The organism is Pseudovibrio sp. FO-BEG1, from assembly GCF_000236645.1.
In the GTDB taxonomy this organism is placed as follows: domain Bacteria; phylum Pseudomonadota; class Alphaproteobacteria; order Rhizobiales; family Stappiaceae; genus Pseudovibrio.
In genome coordinates, this window is sequence record NC_016646.1 from 334,425 (window position 1) to 349,975 (window position 15,551).

General features: G+C 51.9%; 15 protein-coding genes. 11 read left to right on the forward strand and 4 right to left on the reverse strand.

All coding sequences use genetic code 11. The annotated features are described in order from the left end of the window. Position 1 precedes the first annotated feature (1 nt). From PSE_RS26090 to PSE_RS26105, 4 genes are all read left to right on the forward strand, one after another. Positions 2-1,030, forward strand: a complete 1,029-nt coding sequence (locus PSE_RS26090; protein WP_014290402.1) for a 2-oxoacid:ferredoxin oxidoreductase subunit beta — start codon at positions 2-4, stop codon at positions 1,028-1,030. A 300-nt stretch (positions 1,031-1,330) separates the two neighbouring features. Further along, positions 1,331-1,795 (forward strand): hypothetical protein, encoded by a 465-nt coding sequence (locus PSE_RS26095; RefSeq protein ID WP_148266301.1) that lies wholly within the window; start codon positions 1,331-1,333, stop codon positions 1,793-1,795. 306 nt (positions 1,796-2,101) lie between these two features. Then, complete coding sequence (sigZ, locus tag PSE_RS26100; protein ID WP_014290405.1) at positions 2,102-2,650, forward strand: RNA polymerase sigma factor SigZ; 549 nt, start codon at positions 2,102-2,104, stop codon at positions 2,648-2,650. A gap of 63 nt (positions 2,651-2,713) precedes the next feature. After that, a complete protein-coding gene (locus tag PSE_RS26105) occupies positions 2,714-3,415 on the forward strand; it encodes a glutathione S-transferase family protein (protein ID WP_014290406.1) in 702 nt (233 codons plus the stop codon). A gap of 53 nt (positions 3,416-3,468) precedes the next feature. Here the strand turns inward: PSE_RS26105 and PSE_RS26110 are convergent, their stop codons facing one another. Next, positions 3,469-4,197 (reverse strand): bifunctional 2-polyprenyl-6-hydroxyphenol methylase/3-demethylubiquinol 3-O-methyltransferase UbiG, encoded by a 729-nt coding sequence (locus tag PSE_RS26110; protein ID WP_041769247.1) that lies wholly within the window; start codon positions 4,195-4,197, stop codon positions 3,469-3,471. Between the two features lie 292 nt (positions 4,198-4,489). Between PSE_RS26110 and PSE_RS26115 the strand changes: the two genes are divergently transcribed. Both PSE_RS26115 and PSE_RS26120 read left to right on the forward strand, forming a co-directional pair. Continuing rightward, the gene (locus PSE_RS26115) at positions 4,490-5,014 is read left to right on the forward strand and encodes a DUF1566 domain-containing protein (protein ID WP_014290408.1); all 525 of its coding nucleotides are present in this window, start codon (positions 4,490-4,492) and stop codon (positions 5,012-5,014) included. 491 nt (positions 5,015-5,505) lie between these two features. Next, positions 5,506-6,033, forward strand: coding sequence for a DUF1566 domain-containing protein (locus PSE_RS26120; protein WP_014290409.1), 528 nt, complete (start codon positions 5,506-5,508; stop codon positions 6,031-6,033). Positions 6,034-6,035: 2 nt separating this feature from the next. Here the strand turns inward: PSE_RS26120 and PSE_RS26125 are convergent, their stop codons facing one another. Further along, a complete protein-coding gene (locus PSE_RS26125; RefSeq protein ID WP_014290410.1) occupies positions 6,036-6,743 on the reverse strand; it encodes a DUF930 domain-containing protein in 708 nt (235 codons plus the stop codon). A gap of 296 nt (positions 6,744-7,039) precedes the next feature. Between PSE_RS26125 and PSE_RS26130 the strand changes: the two genes are divergently transcribed. The 3 genes from PSE_RS26130 (at position 7,040) to PSE_RS26140 (ending at position 10,956) form a co-directional block, all read left to right on the forward strand. Next, a complete protein-coding gene (locus PSE_RS26130) occupies positions 7,040-8,287 on the forward strand; it encodes an NnrS family protein (protein ID WP_014290411.1) in 1,248 nt (415 codons plus the stop codon). 251 nt (positions 8,288-8,538) lie between these two features. Next, complete coding sequence (locus PSE_RS26135) at positions 8,539-9,684, forward strand: helix-turn-helix transcriptional regulator (protein ID WP_014290412.1); 1,146 nt, start codon at positions 8,539-8,541, stop codon at positions 9,682-9,684. Between the two features lie 483 nt (positions 9,685-10,167). Then, complete coding sequence (locus tag PSE_RS26140) at positions 10,168-10,956, forward strand: pentapeptide repeat-containing protein (protein ID WP_014290413.1); 789 nt, start codon at positions 10,168-10,170, stop codon at positions 10,954-10,956. Between the two features lie 71 nt (positions 10,957-11,027). Here PSE_RS26140 and PSE_RS26145 read toward each other — a convergent pair whose 3' ends face one another. Further along, positions 11,028-12,011, reverse strand: coding sequence for a TRAP transporter substrate-binding protein (locus PSE_RS26145; RefSeq protein ID WP_014290414.1), 984 nt, complete (start codon positions 12,009-12,011; stop codon positions 11,028-11,030). Between the two features lie 695 nt (positions 12,012-12,706). Between PSE_RS26145 and PSE_RS26150 the strand changes: the two genes are divergently transcribed. Then, on the forward strand, positions 12,707-13,807 hold the full coding sequence (locus PSE_RS26150; RefSeq protein ID WP_041769248.1) for an FAD-binding oxidoreductase: 1,101 nt from the start codon (positions 12,707-12,709) through the stop codon (positions 13,805-13,807). A gap of 17 nt (positions 13,808-13,824) precedes the next feature. After that, on the forward strand, positions 13,825-14,175 hold the full coding sequence (locus PSE_RS26155; RefSeq protein ID WP_014290416.1) for a RidA family protein: 351 nt from the start codon (positions 13,825-13,827) through the stop codon (positions 14,173-14,175). A gap of 220 nt (positions 14,176-14,395) precedes the next feature. Here PSE_RS26155 and PSE_RS26160 read toward each other — a convergent pair whose 3' ends face one another. Next, on the reverse strand, positions 14,396-14,701 hold the full coding sequence (locus PSE_RS26160) for a hypothetical protein (RefSeq protein WP_014290417.1): 306 nt from the start codon (positions 14,699-14,701) through the stop codon (positions 14,396-14,398). Positions 14,702-15,551 lie beyond the last annotated feature (850 nt).

Sequence of the window (15,551 nt, forward strand, 5' to 3'; positions counted from 1 at the left end):
CATGACTGATCTGAAACCAAAAGATTTCGCCAGCTCCCTCGATGTTCGCTGGTGCCCCGGCTGCGGTGACTACGCTGTTTTGAAAAGCCTGCACAAGATGCTGGCAGATACAGGCGCAAAGCTGGAGGACACACTGTGTGTCTCCGGCATCGGCTGTTCCTCCCGCTTGCCGTATTACATGGCAACCTATGGCTTCCATACGATCCATGGCCGCGCGCCTGCCATCGCTTCAGGCGCAAAGCTGGCCAATCCGGAACTGGATGTTTGGGTGTTTACCGGTGACGGAGACGGCCTATCTATCGGCGGCAACCATCTGCTCCATGCTCTGCGTCGGAATCTGGATATGCAGATCGTTCTGTTCAACAACCAGATCTACGGGCTGACCAAGGGCCAGTATTCGCCAACCTCGCAAAAGGGCGTGCGCACGCCGAGTTCTCCGGGCGGCACGGTGGAAATGCCGCTCAATCCGGCCCGTTTTGCCATTGGGGCAGGGTCCAAGTTCATCGCCCGCAGCATTGATACGCAGGCCAAAGTGCTTGGCCCTATTCTGGAAGCGGCCCGAGCTTTTGACGGCACCGCCTTTGTGGAAGTGCTGCAGAACTGCGTGATCTTCAACGACGGTGTGTTTGATCACCTGAAGGACAAGAAGCAGGGGCCAGACCACACCATCGTGGTGGAACATGGTCAGCCCATGGTGTTTGGCGTCAATAAAGACAAAGGCATCCGCGCAAAAGCAGGTGGTTTTGGACTGGACGTCGTTTCACTGGAAGAGGGCGGCTGTACTGAAGCTGACCTGCTGGTGCATGATGAGACCAACCACGCGCTGGCTGTTGCTCTGGCAGAGCTGGGAGAAAAGGACGGTGAACCAACCGTTCTTGGCATCCTGTTCCGCGAGCCTGCCACCGAGTTTGGCGCGGCCAGCCGCGTTGGCCTGCCAGAAAAGCCGCTGAGCATGAATGAGAAACTCACCCACCTCTCCGCAACCCTACGCGCTGCAGAAACGTGGGATGTGGGAGAAGACGCAGCTTAGGCTTAAAGCACCTAATGAACTCAGCGGAGCCTGATGGTTTTTCCTTCTGGCTCCGCTGAAACCAACACAGATCTCAATTCCCCCAACAGCTCAGAACGCATATGCTTTGCGAAGCTCAAGGCAATTGATAAGTATGGGCTCAATGACTTCAATTGAGGGGAGTGCAGATAGCAAATTACAAGAACAACTGTTTTAATTATGAAGTAAACTACAGGTAGAAAGAGTAACAATACTATACTCTTTAGATACGTTGATTTTTTAACAAACTCCTATAATTAAAAACAAAAATAGGGAATAAGTATGTTAAGGCGTAGCTTAGTAATATGTGCAGCGACACTTTCAATCGCTGGCTGTGTATCTAATACAAAAGATATTGGTGACTATCGGCAGACAATGATTCATTACTCGGGTGGTGTACTTAACAAAAAAGTACCTGAGGTTGTAGGCGCGTATAAAACTGCTTTTAGATGCTGGGAGAGAAGTCCGGCAAATACTAACAAGCTGCAACTCTCACAACTTTCTTTTAATGATGAAGACGACATCATAACCGCTAGTTACAAGTACCCAACTGGATCGAAAAAAACTGCTGTAACTTTTGAAGTGATTTTGGGAACCGGGTTTTGGTCTACTCCATTCCGCGTTAAGACGTCAGGCCCTGAGCGCCACGGTCCCTTGGCCAACCATATCTTGAGCCAACACGAGTTTGCTTATGTGAAACTATGTGGTGTTGGCAGCTTAGCTATTCGGCAGAAGGTCTCCCTTTAACAGATTGTGATGGTGTGGTGCATCCAATGAATTAAGAGTTGCTTGTAGCCCCTCTAATCCCCACGCGGAAATACCTAGAAGCCACCCTCAATTTCATAGTCAAACTGGTCGAGAAACACCGTACTGACAACTTTTGCCAGAATCCATGATCCGGAAGGCAATCCCATTGAGCTTTGGGAACCTGCTGCTTAACGCGTCTTTCACATTCAAAACCGGAAAAGGCCTGCAAACACAACCACTTGCGGCCTCTTGTCTTGACAGAGTGTGTTTCACCTCCCACGTCTGCGACCAGAACAGATGCGGGGAATGGACATGACGCTTGAACAGATCTGGCAAGAGTATCGCGCGGCGCTCAAAGCGTTTTTGCATTCCAAGCTGAGCAACCCGGCGGATGTTGACGATCTTTTGCAGGACATTCTCATCAAGACATTCGAGAAGCGTGGTGAACTGAAAGACCAGACCGCGCTCAAGTCCTGGCTGTTTCAGGTGGCCAACAATGCCATCATCGACCACTACCGCAAGAACGCCACCCGCAGTGACACCTCCGCCGCTGAGGATTGGCACAAGCAGGACGCGGCCAGCATCGAGCAGGATCTGGCTGTGTGCATCCGCCCGTTCATCGCCTCATTGCCTTATGACAGTGCCGAGCTGCTGACCCGTATTGATCTGGAGGGAATCTCGCAGAAGGATCTGGCCGCAGAGATGGGCATCAGCTACTCCACGCTGAAGTCCCGGGTGCAAAAGAGCCGCGGTCAGATGCGTAAACTCTATGAGGATTGCTGCAAGATGACGTTGGACACCGAAGGCCGCGTCGCAGATTATCAAGAAAAATCAGATAGCTGTAAGAATTGCTAGATTTTCTTTCGTCTTTTCTCGTCCTCGTCCGTCTAACAGGCGAAACACAACGAGGATACAAAGATGCTCAAGATCATCAGCTATAAAATCTGCCCGTTTGTCCAGCGCGTCACTGCCATGCTGGAAGCCAAGCAGATGCCCTATCAAATCGACTACATCAGCCTGAAAGACAAGCCCGACTGGTTCCTGGAAATCTCCCCCAATGGACAAGTGCCTGTGCTGATCACCGAAAACGGTACAGCGCTCTTTGAGTCAGATGCCATTGTCGAGTACATCGACGAAATCGCACCGCCGCTGCATCCTGCGCTTTCACCAGAGCAAAAGGCGATTGAGCGGGCGTGGAGCTATCAAGCCGCCAAGAACTATCTGGTTCAGTGCAGCACCATCCGCAGTCATGACAGGGCTACACTGGAAGAACGCGCTGAAAAGCTGAATGCCCTGTTTGCCAAAGCCGAAAAGCAGATCTCAGGGGAGGGGTTCTTCTTCGGCCCTCAGCCCGGCAACGTGGATATGGCATGGCTGCCGTTGCTTCACCGAGCGGACATCATCCAGCGCCATGCAGGCTATGATTTCGTGAAGAACTTCCCCTCTGTGAAAGCTTGGCAAAAACGTCTGCTGGCAACAGGTCTGGCAGAAAAGTCCGTTTCAGAAGACTTTGAAGAGCTGTTCGTCAACTTCTACCTCTCCGACCAGACTTATCTGGGTTCCGGAAAGTGCTGCGCCTCTCCAAAGGAAGATGTCTGTAAAACAGGCGCTTGCTGTTAAGACGGAGAAACAAGAAGAGCGGCCCCAATCCGCTCTTCTTGGCAGTGTGGTTGTTACAGCGCTTTTTGCGCCGTCATCACGATCATACCTCGCTCCACAAACTCGCTGACCACCTCAAGCCCGTGCGCCGCGAAGGTTCGCCGCACATCTTCCGCAGAGAGTTTGATCTTCGGATAGGCGCTGCGTTTCAGCTGCCAGCCGTCGTTGGTCCGCACATGGATGAGATCATGCACCATCACGTGCTGCTCCTGATCCTCCAGAAAGCACATCATGATGCGGTCTTCATCACTGTTGACCGGAATGAACCGATCTACACCTTTTGGCACATTGCTCAGATCACGCCAGGAGAACACCAGCTTGCCACCGGGTTTCAGGCCACCGGCCAAAACAGCAATCAGCTCTTCCACTTCCTTCAGACTGCCCAAATGGGTGAGCGTGTCCCCCATACAAAGCGCCGCATCGACAGGCGTTGAGATGATCGCTGAAGCATCGCGGATATCTTCACGCAGACAGGTGATCCGGCCCCCATGGTCCCGCTGTTGCAGCTCCTTCAGCAGGTGAGGTGAGGTATCAACAGCGGTCACCTGCTCAAACCCCATTTGCACCAGCGCCATGGATTGAAAGCCAGAGCCAGCACCAAGATCAACCGCGGTTTGCCCTTGGCTGAGACCAGCCCGTTCCAGCAGCGCCCGCTGCTCGGCAACCTTCTCGTCAAAAGGCATGCGGAACATCCATGTATAATGTTCAGCCAACAGGGTCTCATAGTGATCTTCGTAGCTCATAAACAATCTCACACAATCTCTTGCGCCGATGACCTGTGCCATAGAGGCATGGATTGGTCATCCCGGCATGTAAATCCATAAAACAGAATTCGGCAGGCTTCAGATGTGGTGTGAGCCCAATCCATTTCTCCAACCAGAGAAAGACGGCCGTCCATTCCTTGCAGCATGCACAGTTTAATCATCAAAGATCCTGCCACGCCACAAACACAACATTATTTCTCGTCAGAGAAGCCTACTTCGTCATTCAAACAACGATTCCATTTTTTCAGAAAACACTTTGCGACATTACAGAATGAAAAAGACAGGCCTTTCTCTCATCGCCGCCACTTTACTCGGCAGCCTCACAGCTCTTCCAGCCCATGCCCAACTGGACTGCGCCAACAAACCACCGTTGCAAGAGCGCTTCACCGTCAACAGCGCTTTGGTCAAGCAGACCGGATACGCTCTGGAATGGAAGCGATGTGCTGAGGGCATGGCATGGGAAAGCGAGACGCAAACCTGTAGCGGCGAGCCACTGGAACTCACTCAGGATGTGGCCGCTTCCCACTTTGCGAAGAACAAGGAGGGTTGGCGCCTCCCGACTATCCGCGAACTTTACGGTCTTCTGGATTCCACATGCGCTGAAAAAGAAGAGCTTCACGCCATCTTTCCAGATCTCGCAACACCAGCTTTCATCGACTATGCCGACTTCTGGTCCGCCACGGGTGATCGAAAGCTGGACGGCATGTACTACTATCTGGACTTCATCACTTACGCCCTCGACTTTCACAGCCAGGGCTACTCACTCGCCGTCCGCGCCGTGCGCGATAGCAAATAAGCCCTCTCCCTAAAGGCGCACTGTGTAGTGTTCTGCCCGCAGGTTTCGCTCAGAGCTTCACAGCGCACTTTTAGGTCTGCGAGACCTTCATTTCCCTGATGACCTTACCAAGGGATTCCCTCGCATTGAGGGGTAGTACTGTCATTTTTGGGATTTTGACTCGGCTAAAAACGGCTTTCGAAATCTTTCGGATAGGTGTTTTTCCGATTTTTCTTTCTCAATCTAATAAATTTTGCAGCATCAAGATTTGCAATTTAAAGATGTAATAGTCATACAAAACAAACACTTGCAGCTTCAGTAAAAAACAAGTGGCTCAAAGGCTTCTTTCATCCCCGTCACATACACAGAAAAGTGTAAGCAAGGGGGTTGAAGATCAAAGAAAAACAAGACTAATAGCGCGCAGGATTCTTGTAGATTAAACGCTTAACACTCAGGACCCATTCTGAGAAATATTAGGCGGATTTCTTTAAAGCACTTTGCGACCAATAATAATGACGAAACGACCATTTTCACTGGCCGGGTTTGCCACCCTTTTTGCTCTTAGTTTGCCAGCCCCAACACTTGCCGAAGTCGATTGCAGCAACAAACCTCATATCCGAGACAGGTTCTCTGTAAGTGGCCCTTTTGTGACGCAGCTGGACCAACCATTGGAATGGAAGCGTTGTGCAGAGGGCACCCGCTGGGATTCAAAGAAGCGCCGCTGTTATGGCGAGCCGCTGCTGATCTCACAGGATCAAGCGGTGCTGCGCTTTGAGGACAACAAAAACGGCTGGCGCCTGCCAACCATTCAGGAACTCTTCAGCCTGCTCTACTCAACTTGCGCCAACAAAAAAGAACTGCGCACACTGTTCCCAGATCTAAGATTACCAATCTTCAGGGAATCCGCGCACTTCTGGTCAACAACGCAAGATGAAGACCTGACGCGCATGTACTACTATCTGGACTTCAAAAGCTACGCCCTCGACTTCCACAGCCAGGGCTACTCCCTCGCCGTCCGCGCCGTCCGCGACACCAACTAATCCTACTGAGCAAACAGGAAGTGGTCTTCCCATTCGCTGTGGGGGATCAGGTCGCCCCTTAGGAATTCCAGGGCGGTGACGAGGTTTGTGGTGGGGTTCCAGGTGCATTTATAGGTGAGGTGGTACCACTCGCCCTTGCTGCGAAAGGCGGCACCTTCTGCGGTGACGGTGTCGCCGAAGACCACCGGGTCTTTGTAGGCGAAGGCGACCACGCGTTCCGGGTTGAAGCTCTCATTCCAGAGATGGATCTGCTCCATCACTTCCAGATTACACAGTTGTTCACGCTGATCTGATGGGTCAAACAAAACCAGAGACTCTTTCAGCTCCTTGTTCTCCGGTGCTTCCAACAGGCGGCCAAGCTGGAAGTTGTCTGCAATCACCGGCTGAGGGCCTTTAACTGGCTCCTCCCGCACCACTGGGGGCGGCAGCTCCTGCGGTTTGTCCTCTACGATTGGGGCAGGGGAGAGGGAGGCCGTGGGCGGTTCCTCAACAACGGGCGGGGCGAACAGCTTTTCAAACTGGGCCGTGCCGATGAGTTCAACACCAATGCTTTTGACGGGCCGGGCACGAAACCCACGGGGCAGGTTGGACATGGCGAGCAGCCAGAAGGCAAACAGATGCGCCAGCAGCGAGAAGGTGAAAAGCATCGTGTAGGCCTTGTTAGATCCTACAAATACATAGTCTGTTCGTTCTGCTTGCAGCACCTGCACGGAATCACACCTGCATCCTACCCCTGATTGCACCCAGAGTTGTGGCAGAACACGGCGAAAATCCGGCAGTCATCCCTCACATTTCACTTTACCCGCAACTGATTAGAGATTGTTGCCAGTGTATGAAATCTGCGTACAGCGCATGGCAGGTATCGCGCCTCTGACAAGCTATTTTAGAATTATTTGACATTGCACAAATATGAATATTACATTCATGTTTATAAGGGGTGTTAATTGGGGAAGTTCGACCTCACTCCATCACAGCGGTCGAATGTGCCTTCTGTACGAAGATAAAAATGAGCGGGGCCAAGCCTTCGCCGACCGAGACCGAAGACATGCAGCAAACTCATACCATGCCGAACCTTCCCGGCGCCAAAACGGCCTTTTCCTGGGAAGCCTTTTTATCCCTCGGCTTTCGTCCGTTTTATATTGCCGGTGCGGCCTATGCAGCCATCAGCGTTCCGCTGTGGGTGGCCTCCATTATCGGTTTTGTAGACATCAACGGCCCGCTGGACGGTGTGCTTTGGCATTCCCACGAGCTGATCTTCGGCTTTGCAGTCGCCATTCTCATCGGCTTCCTTTACACCGCCGTGCAAAACTGGACGGGGCGAAAAACGCCCAACGGCCTTGTGCTGGGTGGATTGCTTGGGATGTGGCTGGCAGCACGTATTTTGCTGTTTGTCGGCAGTGGCCCGCTCGGCTCTCTCGGTCAGATCATCGACCTTCTCTTCCTGCCGCTTGCCGCGCTCGGCATAGCCATTCCGCTGTACCAGGCGAAAAACACGCGCAACTACTTTACCGTCGCCCTGCTGCTGGTGCTCGCTGTCGGCAACGGGCTATTTCACGCCATTGCGTTGGATATGGTCAGCTATGACGGGGCGGATGTGTTCCTGTGGGCCGTGGATGTCTTTGCGATCTTCATCACGGTGATCGGTGGCCGCATCATTCCGCTGTTCACCAACAACGCTCTGGGCGTTAGACGTGCTGTGCGCAGTCAGCGTCTGGAAGATGTCATCGGCCTTGGCATGGTGCTGCTGCTGGTCAGCGATATCTATTACGGCCTGACCTATGAAGCGGCGACTATTCGGGCTGTTGGCCTTCTGGTTCTCGCCGGTCTGCACTTCTTCAAGATGGGACTGTGGCAGCCGCAGATCACCTGGGGCAAGCCGATCCTCTGGATCCTGCCTGTGTCTTACGCTTGGTTACCAATCGCTTTGCTTCTGCGGGCAGGGGCTCTGCTGGATATGCCGTGGGATCAGGTGCTGGCCGTGCACGCGATCACCGTTGGCTCCATGGCTGGCATGATGCTGGCCATGATGACCCGTAGTGCGCTGGGTCACTCCGGTCGGCCTCTGGTACCAACATGGGTGGAGATCACCATCTACTATCTCATCGTGGCCAGCGCTGCGGTGCGGGTGTTCGGCATCCTGCTTTATCCGGAAGGGTATTTCGTGGTGCTTGGTGTTTCCGCCCTGTGCTGGGTAGGTGCCTTTGGCCTGTTCACCGGCAGGTATTGGGGCATTGTCACGCGTCCCCGCTTTTAATCGCTTCTCACGAAGGCCCGGCATTGTCCGGGCCTTTTTCATTTCATATGCAATCAGACTATCAGCATCCCCTAATATATACTTATGCACTGTTGCTGATATATCGCAACGTCAATTTCTTTTTTGATCAAACAGTCAACTTACTTGATTTAACCAATCAGCCAGCTCAATACTTAAGCGGTTTCTTTATTAGAGATCTTTGATTGCCGATTTGACCCTTTCACATCGAGCCCAATTGCAGACAACCAGATATGACACCGCTTCTGGATCAGATTATCAGCGATATTTTCCGGACCTTCATGAATGAAGAGCCGCTTGAAAACGCGTTGAAGCAACTGCAGACAAAGTACTCAGAATTTCCCTTTGCCATCAACGTGCAGAGCCTGGTGGACAGTCACTACGACTACCGCAAGGTGCTCAATGTGGACCACACGTTCCATTCCACGTTTGACCCGGTGGCGCACTTCAATCCGCTACCAGCCGTGTTCCGCAGTGTGGATATTGAGGGCCCGGTGCGCCCGCACCGTCATTTCCGCAAGGAAGATGTGCATCCGGATTACGTTGGTACCTTCATTGAAGCCAATAACAACATCGACCGCGCCATCACGCTGATGATCGATCGGCAGGATGGCCTGTGTTCTTATGTTAACATTTGCCTTCCGGATGGGGTGAGTGAGAAGGACGAAGATCAACTCTATGAGGAAGTGAAGTTCCTGCAGCCTTACTTCCGCAACGCTTTTCAACTGGCCCTGCAGCGCCGCATGCGCGAAGCGGTGGCGCCGACCAAGGATCTGGGCAAGTTCTGGCTGGAGCAGATGCCATTCAGCGCGCTGGTGGTGGATGAACACTGCTGCGTGCAGGTGATGAACGGACGGGCAGAACGGCTGCTGGGCAAGCACACCAACCTGCAGCTTGGCCGCTATATGCGCGTTTCCGCCAAGGCGCTGGATGAAGCAACGGCGCTGGAAAGTGCCATCAAGCAGAGCATCTACACCAACACGCTGCCGTCACCGGTGATCATCCGCAATGAGTTTGGTCCGAACACGCTGGTGTTTATTCAGCCCATCGAGACCCAGAAGGACGCGCCTGACTATCTTTCGCAGTTTTTGGCTAGACCAAAATTCTGTCTTCTCATGGTATTTGATCCGACCGATTTTGCCGATGTGCCCGATAAGATGATCAGCCATCTGCTGAATCTGACGCCAAAAGAAACCGAGGTTGTGAAGGCGCTGACCAACGGCGCGTCCACGAGAGACGCTGCTGATCTGCTCGGCATTTCTTACAATACGGCACGGAACCATATTGCAAACGTTTCAAGACGACTGGATGTTGGCTCACAAACAGAGATCGTCCGGCTGGTGATGACGACGCTCTCCCGCTACCCCTGGCAGGCCTGATCCATTCTCATTCAGGGATTTCCCTCAGTGCCTTAAACGCACTCTCTCATTTTCATGCATCTGACATATTGAAGAGAAAAATAATCTGATATTTTCTTTAGATATATCAGAGCGTTACCCTTGAATTTTAGAGTTTTATGTTTTTCTGCAGAAAATTAGTGCAATTGCATCAAGTCGCCTCGGAAAATTCTGAGTAAATTTAACTCAGCAAACAAGAGGCGTCGGGAGCACAGGTTTTCGGGGGCAGCCTTGGCACAGAAGGCACACCTTCAGCCGCAATTCGGTCCTTAAGTTTGCTGCTTGGTGGTTTGTTTGCTTGGGAAATGAACCACTCATATTGTTACAAATTATTGCCTAACCGGCTTAGCCTTCCATATTTCAAAAGGCGACGCCGGTCTTTTCTTGCTAAATTGAAGTCGCTGGATTGAACGCTGTCATCGCCCATGGCAGAGTGATCTTCTCCTCGTTCATCACGGTGCTCCTATGACCTCCTCAGATATTTCCGACGCTCTGACGTTCAAAACATTCTCTGCGCTTTTGCAGTCTGGTAAACCAATTGAAAATGCAGAGCTGGAAGCCTCATGGCTGGAGGGGAAGGACCTGCGTGAAGTGGTGTTTCGCAACTGCAGTTTTGAGCCGGGCAGTGAGTTCAACGGCATCGACATGCGCGAGAGCATCTGGAAGGACACGCAGTTTCCGGCAGGCACCTTCAAAAGCTGCGATCTGCGGGAAGCCAAGTTTGAGAACTGCGGCTTTTACTACGCCGACACGCGCGGCGGCTCCTGTTTTCGCCATACCGACCTGAGTGATGTGGAGTTTCACAACTGCGATCTGCGACTGACCATCTTTCCGTATTCAGAAATGTTCTGCATCGCGTTCCAGAACTGCCGTCTCACCGGTGCATCCCTGGAAGGCTGTGACTTTGGCAAAGTGGCCGGAAAGCATGCGCTCAAACCACGGGCGAGCTTCACCGATTGCCAGCTGAACTACGCAACTCTGTCTGATCTGGACCTGGAAGAGTGCATCATGACCGATTGCGATCTCACCAGCAGCAATCTGACCAACACCAACCTCACCAACGCAGACCTGAAACGCACCACGCTTTCTGACGCTGAGACCGACGATCTGGATCTCACCTACGCAGATTTGAGAGGTGCAAACCTTGGGGCCATGTTCCTCACCAGCCTGCGCGGCTACCGCGGCATGGTCATCTCCGCTAGCCAACAACACCTGTTGTTGCAAGGATTGGGCATCAAAGTAGACCCGGACTGAGCCCCAAGAACACAAAAACCCCGCCTCGGATGAGACGGGGTTTTAAGTTTATTGCCCGGAGAGTGTTTTGCTTATTTTGCAAGGCCTTTGATGCGTGCAACCAGATCAGCCAGTTTAGGTGACTTTTCTGCAAGCGCGTCATGCATTGGCAGAACTGCGCTGATGAATGGGCCTTTTTCTACTTCAACAAACTTCACTTCAAGCTTGGTTTTTGCAGCTTCAATCGCTTCAAGGGTCTGCTTGTTGTAAAGGTCGCGGTGGAAGTCCATCATTTCACGCGCCGCTGTTTTCAGTGCTTTCTGGCTGTCTGCTTCCAGACCATCCCACACTTTGGTGGAGATCATCAGAACGCCTGGAATCATGGTGTGTTCATCGCGGGAGTAGACTTTAGCAACTTCACCGTGACGCACGTCCACCAGAGCCTGCGGGTTGTTTTCAGCACCATCAACCACGCCCTGCTGCAGAGCAGAGTACAGCTCACCGAAGGAGATTGGGGTTGGTGCACCGCCAAGCAGTTCTACCATCTGGATAGCGGATGGAGATGGCTGCACGCGGATCTTCATACCCTTCAGATCAGCTGGGCTGTTGATCTCTTTATTTGCGTAGAACGAGCGGGAGCCGTCTACCATGAAGGCAAGACCAACAAAGCCTTTGTCTTTGGAAGCCATGAAGACGTCTTCAGCAACATCTGAGGTCAGCACTTTGTAATAGTGCTCTTCGCTCTCGAAGATGTAAGGGAGGGTCAACGCGGAGTAAGACTCTTCAAAGGCTTCCATTTCTGCTGCGTTGGAACGGGCCATGTCCAGAAGGCCGTTCTGCATCAGTTCAACGGATTCACGCTGTGTGCCAAGCTGAGCGTTTGCGAAGATGCGCATTTTAACATCGCCGCCGGAAAGCTCTTTCACACGCTTTGCCATGAACTCCAGAGAGATATGTGCCGGATTGTCAGTCGGCAGGTTGTGGCTGACTTTCAAGGTCTTTGCTTCTGCAACAGTAGCGCCCACCATAAGAGCAGATGTAAGCACAGCACCAATTAAATGAGACTTGCGGAACATTCTTCTAAATTCTCCCTTGAAGTACACAGACAAGAAGCATCTGGTACGGAATTCCCGAATTACGAAATGAGACCGAACTTCCCCTCGGCAACATCTCTTGCTGGTATTTCTGACCAATTTCATTAAAAGGTCAACCAAAATATCAATTCTAGGTGTTGGCACTGACAATTGGTCGCGCCTCTGACAATCCCGGATTTTAAATAGAATAAAGATGACACAGATCACATAAACTGCGGTCTTTCTATGTGAGTTATGTTGTTTATGTATTTATTGCTATATGAAAGCCACTCTAGGCACCAATTCGCTTAAATACATCACTTATAACTTCACAAAGCATAGAGACCACTCATATTATTTACAGATCAACTATCAAACACCCTTTGCAATCCATCTGGAAATTGCCGACCAATACGCACTTAGATTTCGAGAAATTCTATAAATAGGTCGACCAAATAACATGATCAGTCTGCCTTCCGCTACATTGATAGCCCGTGAGATTCGGAAATTCAGCGCAGATTCCCTCTCAAAATAATTGGCTGACCAATATTCAAGACGGTCTAACCTCTGGCAGTGCGCAGGCCTTGGCAATTGTATCAGGGACAATATAAGGGTGCGTAAGATCGGTTTTTCCTCGCATCGCCTCACCAAATAGGAGATATATCAGCTTTCTGATTTATCCCTTTGTGAGGCTCTCCATGACACAGCACTGCGATTTTCTGGTTATCGGCGGCGGCATTGCCGGCATCAGCGCGGCCTCACAACTGGCTGAGCACGCCAAAACCATTGTGCTGGAAATGGAAGAGGTGATTGGTCATCACTCCACCGGGCGCTCTGCCGCGATCTTCATTCGCAACTATGGCAATGCGGTCATCCGCGCGCTCAATACTGCTTCTGAACCAACGCTCATGAACCCGCAAGGCATTTGCGACAGCACTGTCCTTTCCTTACGCGGTCTGCTGATGTTGGCGGAAGAGGGCCAGGAAGATCAGCTGGAAACCTTCGAAGAGGATGCCGTTGGCCTGGAAACCCGCAGCGCAAAGCAAGCGTTGGAAATGGTGCCGATCCTCGATCCGGATAAAGTGTCCTCCGCCCTTTATGAGCCCAACGCCTTTGATATCGACGTGGACCGGCTGTTTCAGGGCTACGCCCGCCTGCTCAAATCCCGTGGCGGAGAGATCGTGCTCTCCGCGCCAGCAACAACAATTGAGCGCGTCAATGATCTCTGGCAGGTCACCACACCCAAGGGCGTGTTCACCGCGCCTGTTCTCATCAACGCCGCTGGCGCGTGGGCAGACAAGATTGCGGAACTTGCTGGTGTCACCACCATAGGCCTGACCCCCAAGCGCCGCACCGCCGCCATTCTGCCTCTGCCAGAGGGTGTAGACAGCAGCGACTGGCCGCTGTTTGAAGGCGCAGCGGAACCGTTTTACGCCAAACCTGAAGCGGGCAAGCTACTCGTTTCGCCCGTTGATGCTGACCCTGTTGAGCCCCATGACGCCTTCGTGGACGATATGGTGCTCGCCGAAGGGCTATATCGGTTTGAAAATGCCGTCAACTTCCCCGTCACACGCGTGGAACACAGTTGGGCAGGCTTGCGCAGCTTTGTTGAAGACCGCAGCCCGGTTGTCGGCTTTGCGCCAGATGCAGACGGCTTCTTCTGGCTGGCCGCTCAAGGCGGTTATGGCATCCAGACCAGCCCGGCCCTTTCCCGCCTCACCGCAGACCTCTGCCTCAATCGCCCCTCCGAATTGCCGGAGGAGATCGTGGCAGCTCTTTCACCCCACCGTTTTACGTAAAAGCATAGGACTACCCCATGTCTGACATTACCCGTCTGAACAAAGGCCCACGCATGAGCCAGGCCGTCATTTACAACGGCATCGTGCATCTTTCCGGTCAGGTCGACACCAACGGCAAAACCGCCGCCGATCAGACCCGCGCTATTCTGGCAAACATCGAAACACTGCTGGAAGAAGCCGGATCCAACAAATCCCGCATCCTGCAAGCCACCATCTGGCTGAACGATGTTGCTGACTTTGACGAGATGAACTCCGTCTGGGACGCATGGGTTGACCCGCAAAACCCACCAGCCCGCGCCTGCGGCGAATGCAAACTCGCCCTAGACAGCCTCAAAGTAGAAATCCTCATCACAGCCGCCACGGCTTGATCAAAATGGCATAGAACTCGGGGAGGGGGACTTGGTCTTTCTCTCTGAGATCTAGAAGGCGAGGAGGGTGAGGAAGATGCCAATATAGAGCGCGGCGTTCATTCCTTGGTAATCTCCCTGCAGCCAGTTATCTCTGAGTGCTTATTCTTCGAACACATTCCGTTCAAACAGAATGCCACAAGCTTGGAGGAGGGGGACAAGTTCTTTCTCAGATCAGAGATTATAAAGGTAATCGGCCAGTCATATAGAAGTAGATGAAATCCAGCAGAGTGGGATAGCCCAACATCCCGAACAGGGCGCCAAACACATGAACAAGACCAATCTTAGCCAGCTTCACATAGGCGGGCTTCAGTGCTGGCTCCTTCTTGTACCAAAATGCGGGCAGCAGGAAGATGAAATTCAGACTGCGCGCGAGATTGCGCTTTCTCAGCTCTTCGTATTCTGGCCTCTGACGGATTTTATGAAACGAATAGATAGTTCCAGCGAAAATCGCGATTATTCCGATGTACCGTAAAGCATCCATCATCTGATTTGTCTTATGCCCCTCAGCAAGCCAACTTATGCCCGCGCGGTGAAGCGCCGTAGCGTTGGTCTTTTAGTTTGGTGAAGGGCGCCCCTAGCACATATGCAAAGAACAATCATCAGCAAAGCGCAGCCTATCAGGATACAGTGGTGAGAACCTACCGTGGTGGTGGGGTACGCCGCTTTCCTAAAGGTCCTTTTCTACCGAATTTCACATTGCAACGCATAAAAACGCAAAACCTTGCAAAGTAACGCACAGATTAACGCAGGTGCGCACGTGCTGGTTCGTGAGCTACACACAGGGTTGCTTCTATGTCAGGTTGTCGCATCCGCCGAAGTGATGAACTGGTATATCTAACTTCTACTAGAGACTAAGATATAAATATATTTCAGTTAAACTGCCACTTTGGGCACAGTTTTCCTCTTCCCACCTTAAGAGCAAATGCAAGTATAAACCGCAATAAACTGCCGAAAACGAGGTTTATACTCACAATCGCTCTTATATATGTGAACTATATTGAGATTCATTCAATTTCACTTATCCACCTCGTTCTTTAGTTTGAGCTCAAACACTTGGGTAAAGGTTTCATTCTGGCGTTCAGATAGTGCTTTACCCTACTGGGATTTGAACGGGGTCCATTTTAAAGATGAAGGGATTCCGAAGTTTTTAGGAGAGACTTGCAGTTTACGCCAAGGAGCTTAACCTGCCTTGCGAACGAGATTGCTCAAAGAGATTCCTTTGGTCAGTTCGATAAAGTTTAGGGCCTTTGGTGCATTGCACAAAAACGGAACCAGCCACTACGCTGGGAAAGAGAACAAAAACGATTGGAACAGTTGGTAACGAGCGATTTCTG